11 protein-coding genes are annotated in these 17,229 nt (G+C 64.3%); 4 read left to right on the top strand and 7 right to left on the bottom strand.

The features are described from left to right. The first annotated feature begins 39 nt into the window (after window positions 1-39). Window positions 40-918, top strand: coding sequence for a LysR substrate-binding domain-containing protein (locus tag NL532_RS31440; RefSeq protein ID WP_023828439.1), 879 nt, complete (start codon window positions 40-42; stop codon window positions 916-918). A 12-nt stretch (window positions 919-930) separates the two neighbouring features. Here NL532_RS31440 and NL532_RS31435 read toward each other — a convergent pair whose 3' ends face one another. The 3 genes from NL532_RS31435 to NL532_RS31425 are packed head-to-tail and all read right to left on the bottom strand — an operon-like array spanning window position 931 to window position 5,528. After that, window positions 931-1,869: a dimethyl sulfoxide reductase anchor subunit family protein gene (locus NL532_RS31435; protein ID WP_023688708.1), complete on the bottom strand. Its 939-nt coding sequence runs from the start codon at window positions 1,867-1,869 to the stop codon at window positions 931-933. A 3-nt stretch (window positions 1,870-1,872) separates the two neighbouring features. Then, entirely contained in the window at window positions 1,873-2,601 is a 729-nt protein-coding gene (locus NL532_RS31430) for a 4Fe-4S dicluster domain-containing protein (protein ID WP_023828438.1), read from the bottom strand. Continuing rightward, window positions 2,598-5,528: a molybdopterin oxidoreductase family protein gene (locus NL532_RS31425; protein ID WP_023828437.1), complete on the bottom strand. Its 2,931-nt coding sequence runs from the start codon at window positions 5,526-5,528 to the stop codon at window positions 2,598-2,600. Before NL532_RS31425 ends, NL532_RS31430 begins: the two co-directional genes overlap by 4 nt. A gap of 278 nt (window positions 5,529-5,806) precedes the next feature. Between NL532_RS31425 and NL532_RS31420 the strand changes: the two genes are divergently transcribed. Further along, window positions 5,807-6,706: a LysR substrate-binding domain-containing protein gene (locus NL532_RS31420; RefSeq protein WP_023699495.1), complete on the top strand. Its 900-nt coding sequence runs from the start codon at window positions 5,807-5,809 to the stop codon at window positions 6,704-6,706. A gap of 4 nt (window positions 6,707-6,710) precedes the next feature. On the opposite strand, the gene NL532_RS31415 is transcribed toward NL532_RS31420, so the two are convergent. The 4 genes from NL532_RS31415 to NL532_RS31400 all read right to left on the bottom strand — a co-directional run bounded on the left by NL532_RS31415 (window position 6,711) and on the right by NL532_RS31400 (window position 14,059). Continuing rightward, a complete protein-coding gene (locus NL532_RS31415; protein WP_023745292.1) occupies window positions 6,711-7,967 on the bottom strand; it encodes an Hsp70 family protein in 1,257 nt (418 codons plus the stop codon). Between the two features lie 176 nt (window positions 7,968-8,143). Next, window positions 8,144-8,935: a TIGR02186 family protein gene (locus NL532_RS31410; RefSeq protein WP_023669607.1), complete on the bottom strand. Its 792-nt coding sequence runs from the start codon at window positions 8,933-8,935 to the stop codon at window positions 8,144-8,146. Continuing rightward, window positions 8,935-9,858, bottom strand: a complete 924-nt coding sequence (locus tag NL532_RS31405) for a sulfite exporter TauE/SafE family protein (protein WP_023669608.1) — start codon at window positions 9,856-9,858, stop codon at window positions 8,935-8,937. Before NL532_RS31405 ends, NL532_RS31410 begins: the two co-directional genes overlap by 1 nt. A gap of 193 nt (window positions 9,859-10,051) precedes the next feature. Continuing rightward, on the bottom strand, window positions 10,052-14,059 hold the full coding sequence (locus NL532_RS31400; RefSeq protein WP_023755141.1) for an SEL1-like repeat protein: 4,008 nt from the start codon (window positions 14,057-14,059) through the stop codon (window positions 10,052-10,054). Window positions 14,060-14,538: 479 nt separating this feature from the next. Between NL532_RS31400 and NL532_RS31395 the strand changes: the two genes are divergently transcribed. Both NL532_RS31395 and NL532_RS31390 read left to right on the top strand, forming a co-directional pair. After that, window positions 14,539-14,997 carry a MerR family transcriptional regulator gene (locus tag NL532_RS31395; protein WP_023755140.1) on the top strand — a complete coding sequence of 153 codons (459 nt, stop codon included), beginning with the start codon at window positions 14,539-14,541 and terminating at the stop codon, window positions 14,995-14,997. A 272-nt stretch (window positions 14,998-15,269) separates the two neighbouring features. Beyond that, window positions 15,270-17,078 (top strand): acyl-CoA dehydrogenase, encoded by a 1,809-nt coding sequence (locus NL532_RS31390; RefSeq protein ID WP_023681963.1) that lies wholly within the window; start codon window positions 15,270-15,272, stop codon window positions 17,076-17,078. Window positions 17,079-17,229 lie beyond the last annotated feature (151 nt).

Below are 17,229 nucleotides of genomic sequence, written 5' to 3'. Positions count from 1 at the left end.
ATTTTAGACTGATACCTATGACATCAGAGTTCAAATAAAATGATATCTGAGCAGATCGGCCTCGACCTTCTCCGCACCTATGTCGCGGTCTGCCGGCAAGGTAGCCCGAGCAGGGTCGCCGCGCAGACCGGCAAGACCCAATCGGCGATGAGCATGCAGATGCGCCGGCTGGAGGGCCTGCTCCAACGGCACTTGTTCCAGCGCACCGGCCGCGGTGTCGTACCGACTGCGGCGGGAGAGCTCTTTCTGGGATACGCGACCCGCATCCTCGCTCTCGGCGACGAAGCGGTGGCGCGTCTGCAGCAGGCTAGCATTGGCGGCGGCGTGCGTATTGGTCTTGCCGAAGAGGTCACCACGGCCGCGCTTTCGGCCGCGCTTGGGCGGCTGCATCGCACCTATCCCGACATCAGCCTCGACGCGATGGTCGAGCACAGCGTCGCGCTGGGACGGCTGTGGAGCGAGGATGCGCTGGATGTCATGATTGCCCCGACATCCGTCGTCGCGGCCGATGCCGTGACGACATGGAACGTCGAACTGCAGTGGGTCTGCGCCCAGGACTATGTGCTGGACCATGACCGGCCACTCGATCTCGCCGCCTTCGGCGCAACCTGCCCTTGGCGCAGGCGGATGATCGAGGCGCTGGTCGCCGCCGGCCGGGAGCACCGGATCGTCCTGTCGTGCCAGAGCGTCACCGGCCTTCAGGCCGCGATCGAGAACGGACTGGGCGTTGGACTGCTTCCGCCCGAATCCGTGCGCACTGCTTCGATGCGGGTGCTGAAGACGTCAGCCGGCCTGCCCGAGCCGCTCACGGTCCAATACGGCCTTTACGCGCACGACCGCAGGACAGCTGTAATCGATGCCGCGATCGAAATCCTGCTTAAGGATTTGCCGGCGGCGCCACGAGCACGGGCCGCCTGACGGCGGGACGCTCTACCGGCCGTAATAGAGGGTGACGGTGTGCTTGGCCTCGGCGAAGAACAGCCAGCGCTCGACCAGCATGCCGGCGAACTGGACGGTTGCCGCAAGCACCGACAGCACCGCTGCGAATGGCCAGGGCAAAGCGAATAAGACAGAAAGCAGCAGCAGGGCAGGCAAGGCGAAAGCCAGCAACTGCGTGATCAGCCGCAGCTTTGCACCGTGCTTGCGGGCGATGCGAAAGCCCATTTCCTTGAGCAGGTAGTTCTCCTCGGTGTGCGGCCATTCCAGCGAGCGCACCGTCCCTCCGGCGAGGCCTGTCGCCGTGTTGGCGGTGGTCGCGATCTCCAGCGCGTCATTGTATCGCCACGTCGCCAGCTTCCAGCCCCAGCCGAGCAAGGTCAGCAGCAGGGCGGCTACCGCAACGGCGGTCGGGCTGATGGCGAAAGCCTGCAGCAGCGCGTTCAACAGCACGCTGCCGGTCATCGCCGAAAAGATGAGATAGCCCGGCAGCGTATACGGGCTATGCCACTGCGCGATCGGCTTCAGCGAGGCATAGATCATGCCGGTGGTGCAGACGGTGACGATTGCGCCGATAGTTGCGAGAAACCCGGCGATGGCCATCCAGCCTCCGGTGCGGCCAAAAAACACCCAGCCGATGCCGAACAGCCCGGCGGGAATGAAGGTCGCGACCGAGGCCACGCCTTCGCGCGACAGCCAGGAACTGCGCCATTGCGAGAAGGCGCGCCATGCACGTTCGGGGCGGCCGAGATGGCCGGTCGAGGACAATAGGCCGGCGGCGATCAGGCCGAGCGACAGCCCCATGCCGATAAGGCCGAGCCAGAAATGGGCCGGGATAAAACCCAGTCCGCCAAGCACGCCAAGCAGCGCCAGCAGGCCGTAGCCCGCTCCTGTGGCAGTTGTGAAGAAGACGACGGAAAAGGCTGGATGCATTGGTCAGTTCGAAAGCATGCGGTCGATCCAGCCGAGAAAACCGCCTTCGGCCGTGATTGGCTCGAGCCTTGGCGCCGGCACCCATGCGGCGCGCTGGGCGCGCGGCGGCAGATATTTGTTGGTCGGTTTGTAGCCCATCTCCGGCATCAGGTCGACGCCGCCACGCTCCGCCACCAGTTGCGAGACAGCCGACGAGGGATCGCCGAGATCGCCGAAATGCCGGGCGCTGGTCGGGCAGGCGGCAACGCAGGCCGGCACGCGGTCTTCCTCGGCCAGATTGTCGTTGTAGATGCGATCGACGCACAGCGTGCATTTCTTCATCACGCCGACGTCAGTATCGAATTCGCGCGCGCCATAGGGGCAGGCCCAACTGCACAGTTTGCAGCCGATGCATTTGCTTTCGTCGATCAGCACGATGCCGTCCGACGCCCGCTTGTAGGACGCGCCGGTCGGGCAGACAGTGACGCAGGCAGGCGTCTCGCAATGCATGCAGGAGCGCGGAAAGTTGACCGTGCGCCCGCCCGCCTCGGTCGTGTGCTCATAGCTGTGCACGCGGTTGAACCAGACGCCATCGACACGGCCGCCATAGGGGTCGATGTCGGTCAGTGGCGCCATGTGGCCGCCGGTGTTCCACTCCTTGCAGGCGGTGACGCAGGCCTGGCAGCCGACGCAGGTGTCGAGGTCGATGACCAGGCCAAGCTTCTTGTCTGTATGGGCGGGAAGGCAGGTCATTCCACGGCTTCCCTATTGACGCGGAACTCGGCGCCGAAGCGAAGGATGTCGGGCGAAGGCTCGACATTTGGCGGCTGGCTGAAACGCTCGAATTGCGGTTCGGTGAAGCCGGCTTCCTCATCAGAGCATTTGACGATGCGTACCCTGAGGTCGAACCACGCCGCCTGGCCGGTCACCGGATCGGAATTCGAATAGCGTTTGCCTTTCGCGTCAGCCGATGTCTGGTCGCCGATGATGTGGTTGAGCAGGAAGCCGCGATTGCTCTCGGCGGCGTTGTCCTTCAGCCCCCAGGCGCCGCGCCTTTTGCCGATGGCGTTCCATGTCCAGACCGTATCCGCATTGACCCCGTCGACCAGCTTGATCTGTCCCTTCACCCGGCCGTTGATGCTTTCGATCCACACCCAGTCGTCGTCGGCCAGGTCGAGAACTGCCGCGGTCTGGTGGTGCACGAACAGGCGGTTCTGGCTGGTGATTTGCCGCAGCCACGCATTCTGCGAGCCCCAGGAATGATACATGTGCATAGGCCGCTGCGTCAGCGCATGCAGCGGGTATTTCTGCGGATCGACCGCGGCCTCTTCGAACGGCGTAAACCAGAACGGCAGCGGATCCATATAGGTCTCGATGCGCTGGCGTTCGCTCTCGGTCGGCTGGACGCGACCATGACCGCGCGCGGCGAGGCGAAAGCGCTGCATCGGTTCGCAATAGAGCTGGAACACGATCGGCTCGGCCTTGGGGATGAACCCCATCTGCTCTGCGAAGTCGAGATAGGAGCGGTTGGCCATCTTGTAATAGCGCTGGTCCTCAGCAAAATCCTGGTGCCAGAAGCCGCCATTGCCGATGTAGCGCTGCAACTGGTCGGGATTGACTTCGCCCTTGCCGACGGAAGTGCCGTCCTTGCCGCGCCAGCCGGCCAGCGGGCCGATGCCCGGCGTGCGTTCGTGATTGACGATGTAGTCGGCATAGTCGGCATATCTGGCCGAGCCATCGTCCTCGACGAAGCCGGGCAGGCCAAGCCGAGCGCCAAGTTCGATCAGCACCGATTGGAACGGCCTGACATCTCGGTCCGATTCGACCACCGGATGGCGGATCGCGTCGCCCGGCCCGTCGGCATGGCTGATCGGCCGGTCGAGCAGGCTGATGCAGTCGTGACGTTCGAGATAGGTGGTGTCGGGCAGCACCAGGTCGGCGAACGGCACCGTCTCGGAATAATAGGCGTCGGAATAGATGATGAAGGGGATCTTGTAGTTATCCGCTTCGTCATGGTCGGTGAGCATGGCAATGGTCTCGACGGTGTTCATCGAGGAATTCCACGCCATGTTCGACATGTACATCATCAGCGTGTCGATTGGGTACGGGTCACCGGCCCACGCATTGCGGATGACCGTATGCATCAGCCCATGCGCGGCGAGCGGCGCATCCCAGGAATAAGCCTTGTCGATGCGCAAAGGCGTGCCGGCCTCGTCGACCAGGAGATCGTCCGGCCCGCAGACGAAGCCGAGCGGCATGCCGTCGAGCGGCGTCATCGGCCTGACCACCTTGCCGGCCGGCTTCGGTCCCGGGGGCGCCGAGCGCGGGTAGGGGGGCTTGAAACGGAAGCCGCCGGGCACGTCCACCGTGCCGAGCAGCACCTGCAGCAGGTGGATGGCACGGCAGGAGTGAAAGCCGTTGGAGTGGGCCGAGATGCCGCGCATGGCATGCATCGACACCGGCCGTCCCTTGATCGTCTCGTGCCGCCGTCCGGCCCAGTCGGTCCACGCAACCGGCAGTTCGATCGTCTGTTCGAAGGCGACGTGGGCGAGTTCGGCAGCGATCCGGCGGATGGTGTCGGCCGGAATGCCGCATCGTGCCGCGACCGCATCGGGTGCGTAGCTGTCGTCCATGTAGCGGTCGGCGATAAGCCGGAACACCGGCACGCAACGGCGGCCGGCGAACGTGAAGCTGCCGGTCAGCGCCGGTTTCGCATCCGCATCGGCTGCGTTGACGGTTGTCTTCGCCACTCTGTCCCAGGCGAGAAGATTGTTGTCGCTGTCGCGCAGGAACAGCCCGTCGTCCGCCGCACCCGGCTCCTGGACGACCAGCACATGGGCGTTGGTGTAGCGCAGCAAATAATCGAGATCGACGCGGCCTGCCTTCAGCAGTTCATGGATTAGGGCGAAGACGAAGAGGCCGTCGGTGCCGGGCCGGATCCCGATCCAGTCGTCGGCAATGGCGTTGTAGCCGGTGCGACAGGGGTTGATCGACACCACCTTGGCGCCGCGCGCCTTGAGTTTACCCAAGCCGATCTTGATCGGGTTGGAATCATGGTCCTCGGCGACGCCGAACAGCATGAAGTATTTCGTATTGTCCCAGTCCGGCTCGCCGAACTCCCAGAACGAGCCGCCGATCGTGTAGAGCCCGCCGGCCGCCATGTTGACCGAGCAGAAGCCGCCATGGGCGGCGAAGTTCGGCGTGCCGAACTGGCTCGCCCACCAGCCGGTCAGCGACTGCGACTGGTCGCGCCCGGTGAAGAAGGCGAGCTTTTTCGGATCGGTCCGGCGGATATGCGATAGCCGCCCGGTCGCAATCGAAAACGCTTCCTCCCACTCGATCTCGCGGAATTCGCCCGAGCCGCGCAGGCCGCTGCGCAACAGCGGCTTCTTCAGCCGCGCCGGGCTGTAGTGCTGCATGATGCCGGAGCTGCCCTTGCCGCAGATTACGCCGCGGTTAACCGGATGGGCCTTGTTGCCGTTGATGTAGCGCACCTTGCCGTCCTTGATGTGGACGTCGATGCCGCACCGGCAGGCGCACATATAACAGGTGGTCTTGGCGATGCTGTCGGAGATAGCGGGCGAGGTGTCGACGCCGTCGCCTTCATCAGGCGCGCGTGTATCGCCAAGCGGCCGTTGCGACGGTGCGGAATTGGCTCCGCGCGGCGCAGCTGGGTTCATGATGCCGGCGTGCTTTTGCTACCTGCGAATTTGGCCCGCGTCTTCGGTCCGGGGCCACGCATATAGTGTTCTTCAGGATGATATCGATCGCCGGCCAGCCGCCGCCTGAGGCCACGGGTCCAATGCGCAAACAGGGATCTGAACCGCCCGATCATTTTGTTGGCCGCGATTTGTTGGCGAATTCTTTCTAACTTCGACTGAAAAAGTAGAATAAAGCTATCGATCCGTCTAATCAGTTGTTCTTGTAAATTCGATCGGAATTGGTTCTTAATGCACACATGACGCTGGACCAGTTGCGCATTTTCGTTGCCGTTGCCGAACGCGGCCATATGACCAAGGCGGCGGAGCTTTTGGGCATCTCCCAGTCGGCGGCGTCGGCGGCTATCCGCGCTTTGGAAGAGCAGCATGGCGTTCATCTGTTCAACCGTGTCGGCCGCAACATCGAGCTGGCTCAGACCGGCCACCGTTTCCTGCCCGAGGCCAAGGCGGTGCTGGAACGCGCCGCCGCCGCCCGAAATGTGCTGGAGCATGTCTCGCAGACGGTCGCCGGCAGCCTGTCGATCGCCGCCAGCCTGACCATCGCCAGCTACTGGCTGCCGCGCAGGCTGGCCTCTTTCCATGAAGCCTACCCGGCGGTGCGCTTAAGCGTCAGCATCGGCAACACCAGGCAGGTCGAGGCCAATGTGCTCGACGGCACCGCCGATCTCGGTCTGGTCGAGGGGCGCACCGAGTCAGACATCCTCCGCCGCACCAAGGTCGACGTCGACAGGTTGATGCTGGTCGTCGCCGCCTCGCATCCCGAAATCGCCGAGATCGCGCCGGGCCGCCCGGATATCAGAGGGCTGCGCTGGATCATCCGTGAGGGTGGTTCGGGCACGCGCGAGGTGCTGGAGGACCTGGCCCGCCGCGAGGGGATATCGCTTGGCGACCTGCAGATATTTCTGGTGCTGCCGAGCAACGAGGCGGTTCGCCAGGCGGTCGAGGCCGGCGCCGGCGCCACCATCATCTCGGACCTCGTCGTCGGACGCGCCGTCGCCGAGGGCAGTCTCCGGTCGGTGCCGCTCGAACTGCCGAAGCGCGACTTCGCCATGATCACCCATCGCGACCGCCAGGCAAGCCTCGCCCAGATGGCGCTCAAGGCGCATCTCGGCGCTGAGGCCGTCAGCAATCCGGCGTAAGCGATCAGGCGAACTTCCGCTGTGCATCCAGCGCCAGGCCAAGGCCGACCGAACCGAACATGTCGCCCTCGATAACGGCGGCTTGCGGCACCAGCGACAGGATTTCGCGCCGTGCCAGCGGGATGGCGGTCGAGCCGCCGGTGAGGAACACGGCGGTGATGTCGGACGCTTTCACGCCAGCATCGGCAATCGTCTGCCGCACCGTAGCGGACACCCGCTCGATGTCGGCGGCAATCGTCTCTTCCAGGCCGTCTCGCGTGATCTCGGCGGCAAAACCCGCGCCGGGCAGCGCCACCGTTACATCGGCCGAAGCCTGATCCGTCAGCGCGATCTTGGCTCGTTCGACGAGGCCGGCCAGCGCATGGCCGTAACGGTGCTCGACAATATGGATGAAGCGGTCGACAAGGTCGGCGCGGACGGCCTCGAAGCGGATTTGCCTCAGATGCGTCATCGCCTTGGCAGTATAGACGAGGTTGATGCGCTGCCACGTCGCGAGATCAATGAAATAGCTCGCCGGCAGGTTGCGCTTGCCGTCTTTTGTGGGCGAGAGATAGCCGAGCTTGGGCATGACATGGGCGATGCTGAGCAGCCGGTCGAAATCGGTGCCGCCAATATGAATGCCTCGGTTGGCGAGGATGTCGTCCTTGCGGTCGCGTGAGCGGGCGCGTTGCGGCGAAACGCGCACGATCGAGAAGTCGGACGTGCCGCCGCCCATGTCGACGATCAACGCCAGTTCCTCGCGCTTCACGTCCTGCTCATAGTCGAGTGCTGCCGCAATCGGTTCGAATTGGAAGGCGATGTGCTTGAAGCCTTGCGCGCGCGCCGCTTTTTCAAGCTCGCTTTGCGCCTTGGCATCGGCTTCCACATCGTCGTCGACAAATTGCACCGGCCGGCCGAGCACAACGTTCTCCACCGGAGCGCCGGCATCTTCCTCAAGCCGCTTCTTCAAATGGCCGACGAACATGCCGACAATGTCGATGAAACCGATCTGCCGGGCCTTGATCCGCGTCTTCTCATGCGCCAGCGAACTGCCGAGCACGCTCTTCAGCGACCGCATCAGCCGGCCTTCGATGGCATCGGTGTAGTCGGCAATGGCGCGGCGGCCGAAATAGGTGTGACCGTCCTCGAAGTTGAAGAAAACCGCGCTTGGCAATGTCGGCTGTCCGCCTTCCAGCGCCACCAGCCGTGCCTGGCCGTTGCGGATCACGCCCACCGTAGAATTGGACGTGCCGAAATCGATGCCGCCAAATGCCTGGTGCATTGCAGCCTCCTGTCATTGGGTCGTCGCTGTGGCAGGCGTCCGCAAGGCGCGCGCCGTCCAGAGGCCTGACCGTTCTGCCGAATGATTGTGCGTGTAACCCGAGGGTTGGGAGGCGGCGGTCTATCGCAAGACTGAGAAAAGGGGAACCCCCTTTCCCCGGAAATGGGTCGTGCGCGTCAATCCCTGCGGAAGATCAGCCTGCCCAGCCAGCCGGTGATCATGGCCAGCGACACGGAGAAGACGCCGTAGAGAAACGAGTAATCATGCGCGACGCGGAAGATCGACTGTTCGAAGCCCGATTTGCGGATTTCGAGCTGGGCCGAGCTTTCCTTGAGGAACAGACCGCTCTTGAACAGGAACGCGCGGGCTTTATGGGTTCCAACCGGGACGTTGGGCGCCAGCCGCACCGTGGCGCGAAACAGGTTCTGCGACAAGAACTGCACGCCGCCGACATTCTCGCTATAGAGGCCGGTCGCCGCCTTGCGCTCGCGCAGCGCCACGGTGAATTCCTCGATCGTCGCCGGACTGTCGGTTACCTCGGCCGGCTGCATGTAAAGGTTGGAGGCGCCGAGCGACAGCTGCTTGTAGCTGTTGGGTTCGGTGATGTCCTGCAGCGGCCGCGTCGTGGCGACGGAGTAGGATACCGGCACGTTCTCGAAGGTCTCGGATTCCAGATTGACCCAGACGCCGAGCACCCGGTCCTTGCGGCGCACCACCACCGGCCGCGGCGGGCCTTCGAGCACGACGATGACGTCGTAGCGCCCCTGTCGCGCGACCAGCGGGTCGGGATTTTCCAGCGAACCGAAAATGGTCAGGTCGGCGCCGGAAAAACCGGCGGTGATCGACACGGCGTCGGTGGAGAGACCGATCTGGATGCCTTCCGGCAAGGGGTTCGGCGATTGCGCTGCCGCCGGCAGAGCGAGGGCGAAAAGCAAAACGGCGGCCGAAAAAATCCCCCACCGCGGCATCAGTTCAGGCCCGCGGCGGTCAGCGAATAGAGGTTTGGCGGCGTGACGAAGAGATCGATGGCAAGCCGGATGGCAACCGCCAGCACCAGCAGCGCCAGCAGTGCCCTGAGCTGCTCGCCGCGCAGCTTCTGTCCTGCCTTGGCGCCATATTGCGCGCCGGCAACGCCGCCCGCCATCAGCAGGAAGGCAAGCATGACGTCGACCGTCTGGTTGGTGGTGGCGTGGACCAGCGTGGTGTAGGCCGAGGTGAAAATGATCTGGAACAGCGAGGTGCCGATGACGACGTTGGTCGGCACTTTCAGGAGGTAGATCAGCGCCGGCACCATGATGAAGCCACCACCGACACCCATGATCGACGACAGGAAGCCGATGCCGGCGCCGAGCCCCAGCACCGGAATGACGCTGACGAACAGCTTCGAGGCCCTGAAGCGCATCTTCAGCGGCAGCCGGTGGATCCAGTTGTGCTGGCCGGATTTCTTCAAGACCGGCGCCGCACCGCTGCGCGTCGCGCGCAGCGCATTGACGCTCTCGACCAGCATCAGCCCGCCGACGGTGCCAAGCAGCACGACGTAAAGCAGTGAGATAAACAAATCGAGCTGGCCGAGCCGACGCAGGAAGGCAAAGACGAAGATACCGCCGGTCGAGCCGACGATGCCGCCGGCCAGCAGCACCCCGCCGAGCTTGAAGTCGAGCGTGCCGCGCTTCATGTGCGACAGCGCGCCGGAGAAGGAGGAGGCGATAACCTGGTTGGCGCCGGTAGCAACGGCGATTGCCGGCGGGATGTTGTAGAAGATCAAGAGCGGCGTGATCAGAAAGCCGCCACCGACCCCGAACATGCCCGACAGGAAACCCACCGCCGCGCCCATTGCCAGCAGCACGAAGACGTTGACGGAAATTTCCGCGATCGGGAGATAGATGCCCACCCGTCAGTCTCGATCAGTTTGCCTGTCGGCGATTGCAGCCATTCCAGGGCATTGTCGCACCGAAAAGCCAATTCTTTCTTGCACCGCCGGGGCAGTGGGATCAAACCCCGTCGCCCTACCGAAACAAAAAACATCTCAAGCAGTTAACAGGCAAATGTATGGCAAGGGCGTCGCGTTAGCGACGCATCTGCCGTTATTTGTGCGCCAGCAGCGCCTTCACCAGCTTTTCGTCGATTTCGCCGGTCGCCTGCATCTTGTTGTCGGTCTGGAAAGCCATGATTGCGGTCTTGGTCTTGCCGCCCATCACGCCATCGGCGCCGCCGGCATCGTAGCCGTTCTTGTTGAGGATGAGCTGGATGTTCTTGACCGCCTTCTTCATGTCGACGCTGGCGGTGGTCTGCGGCGTGCCTTCCTGCCAGGATTCAGGAATGTCGGCCGAGTTGGACGCCGGGTCGAGCGGCTTCGGCTTCCACAGTTCCGTGGCGGCGCGCGCCCGCTCCAGCTGTTCGGGGCGCAGCGCAGTGGCGACTTCGTCGCGCTTTGCAGCCGCATCCTTGTCGCCGGTCTTGGCGACGAGCGCGAACCATTTGTAGGATTCCTCCAGGCTCTGCTTCATGCCGACGCCCTTTGCCGCCAGGATGCCGAGATTGAACTGGCTGTCCTTGACGCCGACATCGGCCGCCGCCTGAAACCAGTGCGCGGCCGATTCATTGTCGGTCACGCCGTCGGCGGCCATGGCAAACAGAACGGCCAGATTGTGCATGGCGCTGGCATTACCCTGCGCGGCGGCGAGCTGGTAGAAGGTCTTTGCCTTCTTGACGTCGCGCGTGACGCCGATGCCCTTCTCGTAGAAATTGCCGATGCGGTATTCCGCCGGTGCGAAGCCGAGCTCGGCCGACTTTTCGTACCATTTGGCCGCTGCCGCCATGTCTTCCTTGACGCCGCGCGATTCAGCATAGCGCGAACCGAGCTCGAACAGCGCCTTGGCGTCACCGCCGGCAGCCGCGTCGCGCAAGGCTTGCGGGCCGGCATCGGCCGGAACGTCTATCTTGGCCACGACAGGTGCTACCGCGGCATCAGCCGGCGGAACGGCGCCGGTAGTATCCGAGGCCGTCGTATCCGAGGCCGAGGGCGCCATGACGGCGGCCGCAGGCTGCGCGTCGGCAGCCGCCGGTTCCGCAGTGGCGGTGGTCGGCAGCATTGCATTTGGCGCGGGGGCCGGATCGGCCAAAGCCATCGGCGCTGGCGCGGGCTCCACCGCCGGCACTTCGGGCCCAGCGACCGAGGCCGCATTCATTGGCGCATCGTTGCCAGCTGGCGGTTCCGTGGGCTCCGCCTGCCTGACGATCCGGGCCGGCACGTCCTGAACGGCTACCTGCTGTTCTGCCTTGGGTCGGCTGGCAGCGTTGACCAAGGCAGTCTCGACCGGCTGCGAGGCGACGATCGGCGCTGTATCGTTGCTTGCGACCTCGACCGGGTCGGCGAAGAAGGCCTTGCCCAACTGGAGGCCGGCAAGCGCCAGCATGATCGCGACCGCTCCCATCAGGATCGGCTTGCGCCGCGCCTTGAGCAGGTCGCCGATACGAAGCGCCTTGACCGGGCCCTTCATGGTAGACTGGCGTTTCAACGCGTCGGCCTCGGCGGCCGCGGCCTGCGCCGCGCGCCTGGCCGCGGCAATGAAGTCGGATTTCGACGCATCGCCGGAGTTTTGGCGCACCGGTGGGCCACGTTCGTCGCGTACGCGCTTCATGATGGCGTTGAGGTCGGGCGCGCCGGAGCCCGGCTCCAACGGCCGGTTGGCGAGCTTCGGATCGAGCGGCTCGTCGAGATCGACGCTCGGCAGGTCGACATTGGGCCCCGAGCCGGCAAGCGGCGGCATGTCAGCCGGCTTCTTGCCCCTGAAGGCGCGCGCAAATCCACCGAACAGCGACTTCTTGGCCGTGGCTTCGCCTTTCTCGGCAATCCTGTCGGAACCGAGCGCTGCCTGGGCAGCGGCCGCGGCAGCCTCGGCTGGCGAGCGCCGTACGGGTTCGCTGCCCATGACCGGGTCGCTACGCGTACCCGGGTCGCTACGCGTACCCGGGTCGCTGCGCATATCCGGCTCGCTGCGCATGATGGCGGCGGCGCGGCCGTCGAGATCGGCCATGTCTCCGGTCAGCGGCAGCGGCTGGTCGATATCCATCGATGGCGCGTCCTGCACCGAAATCTTGGAGGCGCGTGCAGCGCGGGCCCGCCGCGCCGGCTCGGCCTGGGCATCCAGAAGCTCGCTCACCGCCTCGGCCGGTTCGCTGGTCTCCAGCGAGCCCAGACGATCGACGATCTTGAGCAGCGTGTCGTGGATCGCCTCGAATGTCCGTGAATTGCGCTCGTCCGAACGGCGCGTCAGCGCTTCCAGCGTCTTCAGATCCTGAGCAAGGCCGGTAACGGCCGCGGTGTTGGCGTTGGAATCTGCCAGCGAGCGCACGGCGCTCTCGGCTGCTTCGCGTGCCGCGCCCATGATGGATTCGCGGGTTCCGGCCAGCGACTTCTCGATTTCGTTGAGGCGCGGGCTGATGTCCTCGAATTCCGGCAGCGGCGTGCCGGGCTTCGACAGATGCGCCGATAGGCTGGAGACCTGCGCCTCAAGGCTGCGGATCAGTGCCGGATCGATGCCGGCGACCTGCGCGGCCGACGATTCCAGCCGGCTTGAAATGTCTTCGAGCCGGCTTTCCAGGCCGCGGATCGCCGCCTCGTTGGCAGGATCGGGAATGCGCGTCTCCATGCGTTGGGCGAGCGCGGTGAAGCGTGCATCGATGGCGTCCATGATGCCGGCGCTGTCAGCCTGCGGCTGGCGCTGGTCCAGCCGGTCGGCAACCTCGTCCAGCCGCCGCTCGAGATCGCGAAACAGCATGTTGCCCTGTTCGATGGCATCGCCCTGCCGACGTTCCATCATGCCCGACAGCACGTCGAAGCGCTGTTCCAGACCCTGGAAGATATAGTCGGCGTCGGGCATGGCCGGGGCGCGGTCGATCTTGTCGGCGATCATCGCGATCTGCTTGCCGAGGCGCTCCATCGCCTGTTCCGGCAGATTGGCGCGGCCGGCAAGCTCGTCGACCCTGTTCGACAGCGTGCTGAGACGGTCGAGAACCTCGCCGCTCGGACGAACCTGCACGACTTCCTCGATCTGCTGCGCCAGCGAGGCGATCCGCTTCTCGATGCGCTCGAACGGTTCGGGGTCGAAGGAATTGGCCTGTGCGGCGACGGTCGAGGCGACGATGGCGCGCGAAATCTCGTCGAGCCGTTCATCGATCAGGCCAAGCGTGTCGCCGCCGCGGTTGCTCTGCTGGCTGACGAAATGATCGACGGCGCCGGCAAGCGTGCGGACCTTTTCTTCCATCGAGCGCAGCGACAGCGATTCCGGCAGATTGTGGACCGCATTGCTGATCTGTTCGAGCCGGTCGGTCAGGGCCGAAAATCCGGGGCCGTCGGCGCGGTTGCGCTGGTCGGCGTCGACACGGTCCTCGAACGCGCTCCAGCGGCGGTCGAAATCGTCCCAGCGGCGGTCGACCTTGAGCACGCTTTCCTCGCGCGCCAATGTGTCGAGCGCCGTCTTTACCTGCTCGAGCTCGAGCCGCAGCATGTTGACGCTTCGGTCGTCGCTCTTCTCGGCCAGCGTCTGGATGGCGCCGGACAGCCGCTCGAATTCGACGCCGAGTTCGGCGCTGCCCTTGCCGGGCAAGCCGCCTGCCTGACCACCCGATTGGTTGCTCGCCTGGAAGGCCCGTTCGATGTCCTTGCGCAACGCGGCGAATTCGCGCTGCAGGCCGGCCGTCATCTGATGGCGCAGTTCCTCGCGCAGGCCACGCAATTCGCCGGCGATCTTGCCGACCACGGCGACGCTGTCTTCCTGGCCGCGCACGCGGTCGATGTCGCGCGCGATCGCCTGATAGTTCTGGTCAAAGCCGGCCGGCCCGGCGCCTTTCGGCCGCGGCGTGGGCTGCGGGTCCTCGTACCAGCGCGGCGGGGCGTAGGGCTGGGCGCTTGCGTAGCGCGGCTCTGCGGGCGGCCGGCGCGGATCGAAGCGCTCGGCGGCGTCCTCGCGCTTGCGCTCCAGCCGCTGCTCCAGCGTTTCCAGCGAGCGGTTCAATTCGTCAAGTGTGGTGTTCGGCCTGCGCGGCCTGCCGGCGTTGAGTGTATCGAGATAGGACCGCTTGCTGTTCATCGATGCGTCCGTTTTTCAGAATGGCCGGCTTGCTGCCAGTTTCCCAAGTCCTTGTCGGGAACGAAGGCGGCCGCGCGGCACTGCTGCGGCGGAAGACGAGCTTCCCGGGCCAGGCCCGCTCTCCGAAAAACCGTGAAAAATTCGCTACAGGATAAACACGGGTGACCGACATCCGCACATTTCACCCATCGTGGTAAACAAGGTGTTAACCAAGCTTAAGAAGTTACGGCATTGCTGAAATACAGGCGGTGCCCGTTCGGACCCGGCGCCGGGGGTGCGGCATAAGGTTTCGCAATCCCAGAACGCCCTTGCGTCATGCGGCGGCTATCGATATAGAATTGACGTAAACGTAAGAGGGGCGCCGTTCGTGCCTTTTGCGATGAATTAGTTGAAACCACGACTGGAAGCATGCCCCCGCTTCCACTCAGGCGTTGCAAGGTCCAAGACCGCGATGCCACGACAGGGGAAAGCCAGTGACTATGAAACTTGTTTCGCCCGGCGAAGCCGCGGCCAACACCAACAATATGTCTGCCGAAGCCGGTGAGGAGCTCGTGCGCATCGGCGAGATGGCCAAGAAATACGGCGTGACTCTGCGCACGCTGCGGTTCTATGAAGACAAGGGCCTGCTCAATCCAAAGCGAGATGGGGCGACGCGGCTCTACACGCGTCGCGACAAGGCGCGGCTGAAGCTGATCCTGCTCGGCCGCAAGGTCGGGTTCTCGCTACGCGACGTCAAGCAGATGATGGATCTCTACGATCCCACGGGATCCAACACCAAGCAATTACGGCTGGCTCTCGACAAGTCGGAGAAGCAGCTTGCCCGCCTGCAGAAGCAGCGCGCGCTGATCGACGACGCCATCAACGAGTTGAGCGGCTCGATGTCGGCCGTGCGCCAGATGCTGTCCGAGCGTTCGGCCCCGGCCAGCGCCGCCAGCTGATTTTGCTCCGCAGCTCCCGGCGAAAGCTTTGAACTTAAGAGCCGCGCGGCCGCCCGCGCGGCTCTTTTTGTTTGACCCCCCTCGCTTTGCGCAAAGCTATGCACCGCGCGTGCCGATAGGCTGGCACAGGTAAATTTTGTCCCGGCGACAAAATTGACGTTTACGCAAACGTCAATTTTTGCTATCTCGCTTTCGACATTGGCCGGCGTGCCGCCCCAACCTCATGTTCGGGGCCCGATCTCGCGGCCAAGACCCGCATGGTGGAGGAACACATGCCGATCTACAGGGCGCCGGTCCAGGACACGCTGTTCGTGCTCAACGAGGTGCTGGGTTATCAGCGATATTCCAACCTTCCCGGATTTGCCGACGCGACGCCCGACGTTGTCGAGGCGATCCTCGCCGAAGGCGCCAAGCTCGCCGAAAACGTTATGCATCCTCTGAACCGCGTCGGTGACATGGAAGGCTGCGTGCGCCATGAGGACGGCTCGGTGACGACGCCGAAGGGCTTCAAGGAAGCCTACGACCAGTATCGCGAAGGCGGCTGGATGGGACTGGCGGCGCCCGTCGAGTTCGGCGGCCAGGGGCTGCCCTATGCCGTGCACACCGCGGTTGCCGAATACATGGTTTCGGCCAACATGGCGCTGATGATGTATCCCGGCCTGACGCAAGGCGCGATCGCTGCGATCATCACACACGGCACCGACGAGCAGAAGGCGACATGGCTGCCAAAGCTGGTCGAGGGGTCCTGGACCGGTACCATGAACCTGACCGAGCCGCATTGCGGCACCGATCTTGGCCTGCTGCGCACCAAGGCGGTGCCGAACGGCAACGGCACCTACAAGATCTCAGGCCAGAAGATCTTCATCTCGGCCGGCGAGCACGACATGTCGGAAAACATCGTCCATCTCGTGTTGGCCCGCATCGAAGGCGCGCCGGCGGGCGTGAAGGGCATCTCGCTATTCATCGTGCCAAAGCTGAAGCTCGATGCCTCGGGCAATCCGGGCGAGAAGAACACGCTCTCCTGCGGGTCGATCGAGGAGAAGATGGGCATACACGGCAATTCGACTTGCGTCATGAATTATGACGAGGCCGAAGGCACGCTGCTCGGTGAGGCCAATGGCGGCCTGAAGGCGATGTTCACGATGATGAACGAAGCCCGGCTCGGCGTCGGCCTGCAGGGCCTGTCGCTGTCCGAGATCGCCTACCAGAACGCGGTCTCCTACGCCAAGGACCGGCTGCAGGGCCGCTCGCTGTCTGGCGCCAAGGCGCCGGACAGACAAGCCGATCCGATCATCGTCCATCCCGACATCCGCCGCTCGCTGATGACCATGAAGGCCTTCAACGAGGCCGGCCGCGCGCTGGCGCTGTGGACGGCGATCAAGTCCGACATCGCCCACCGCTCCGCCGACGACAAGGATCGCCAGGCGGCCGACGACTATACAGGCCTGCTGACGCCGGTGATCAAGGGCGTGCTCACCGACAAGGGCTTCGACCATGCCGTCATGGCGCAGCAGGTGTTCGGCGGCCACGGCTATATCGAAGAACACGGCATGAGCCAATTCGTGCGCGATGCCCGCATCGCCATGATCTATGAAGGCGCCAACGGCATCCAGGCGCTCGACCTTGTCGGCCGCAAGCTTGGCCTGAATGGCGGCCGCGCAGTGCAGGCTTTCTTCAAGGACGTCGGCGAGTTCTGCGAGGAGAACCGTGCCGACGAGAAGCTGGCGCCGTTCACCAAGGCGTTGAAGAAGGGCCTCAACGATCTGCAGGCGGCGACGATGTGGCTGGTGCAGAACGGCATGGCCAAGCCCGACAATGCCGGCGCCGCATCCACCGACTACATGCATCTCTTTGGCCTTGTGGCGCTCGGCTACATGTGGGCGCAGATGGCCAAGGCCGCGCTCGGCAAGACCGGCGCCAATGGCTCCCAATCTGTCCACGAAAATGGGGCTTTCTACGACAACAAGGTGGTGACGGCGCGCTTCTTCATGGAGCGGATCATGCCCGAGACATCGGCACATCTCGCCCGCATTTCCAGTGGTGCGGACACGCTAATGGCGCTGCCTGCGGAAGCGTTCTAGAAATGGCTGGCGTCCCCCTCCCCCTTGAGGGGAGGGTGGCCCGAAGGGCCGGGAGGGGTCCTTGCGTGCAGTGCGCCGGCTGGTTGGCGCTTTGGTAGGAGATGATCGCAATGCCCCAAACCCGCGTCAATTCCGAAGATAAGGTCGAGCA

The sequence above is a fragment of the Mesorhizobium sp. C120A genome, from assembly GCF_030323105.1.
Taxonomy (GTDB): Bacteria; Pseudomonadota; Alphaproteobacteria; order Rhizobiales; family Rhizobiaceae; genus Mesorhizobium.
This window is presented reverse-complemented; position numbering and strand designations above follow the sequence as displayed.

Excerpts from the sequence above, each read along its gene's own strand:
- NL532_RS31440 (WP_023828439.1), top strand. The coding sequence starts at position 40 with ATGATATCTGAGCAGATCGGCCTCGACCTTCTCCGCACCTATGTCGCG.
- NL532_RS31435 (WP_023688708.1), bottom strand. The coding sequence starts at position 1,869 with ATGCATCCAGCCTTTTCCGTCGTCTTCTTCACAACTGCCACAGGAGCG.
- NL532_RS31430 (WP_023828438.1), bottom strand. The coding sequence starts at position 2,601 with ATGACCTGCCTTCCCGCCCATACAGACAAGAAGCTTGGCCTGGTCATC.
- NL532_RS31425 (WP_023828437.1), bottom strand. The coding sequence starts at position 5,528 with ATGAACCCAGCTGCGCCGCGCGGAGCCAATTCCGCACCGTCGCAACGG.
- NL532_RS31420 (WP_023699495.1), top strand. The coding sequence starts at position 5,807 with ATGACGCTGGACCAGTTGCGCATTTTCGTTGCCGTTGCCGAACGCGGC.
- NL532_RS31415 (WP_023745292.1), bottom strand. The coding sequence starts at position 7,967 with ATGCACCAGGCATTTGGCGGCATCGATTTCGGCACGTCCAATTCTACG.
- NL532_RS31410 (WP_023669607.1), bottom strand. The coding sequence starts at position 8,935 with ATGCCGCGGTGGGGGATTTTTTCGGCCGCCGTTTTGCTTTTCGCCCTC.
- NL532_RS31400 (WP_023755141.1), bottom strand. The coding sequence starts at position 14,059 with ATGAACAGCAAGCGGTCCTATCTCGATACACTCAACGCCGGCAGGCCG.
- NL532_RS31395 (WP_023755140.1), top strand. The coding sequence starts at position 14,539 with ATGAAACTTGTTTCGCCCGGCGAAGCCGCGGCCAACACCAACAATATG.
- NL532_RS31390 (WP_023681963.1), top strand. The coding sequence starts at position 15,270 with ATGCCGATCTACAGGGCGCCGGTCCAGGACACGCTGTTCGTGCTCAAC.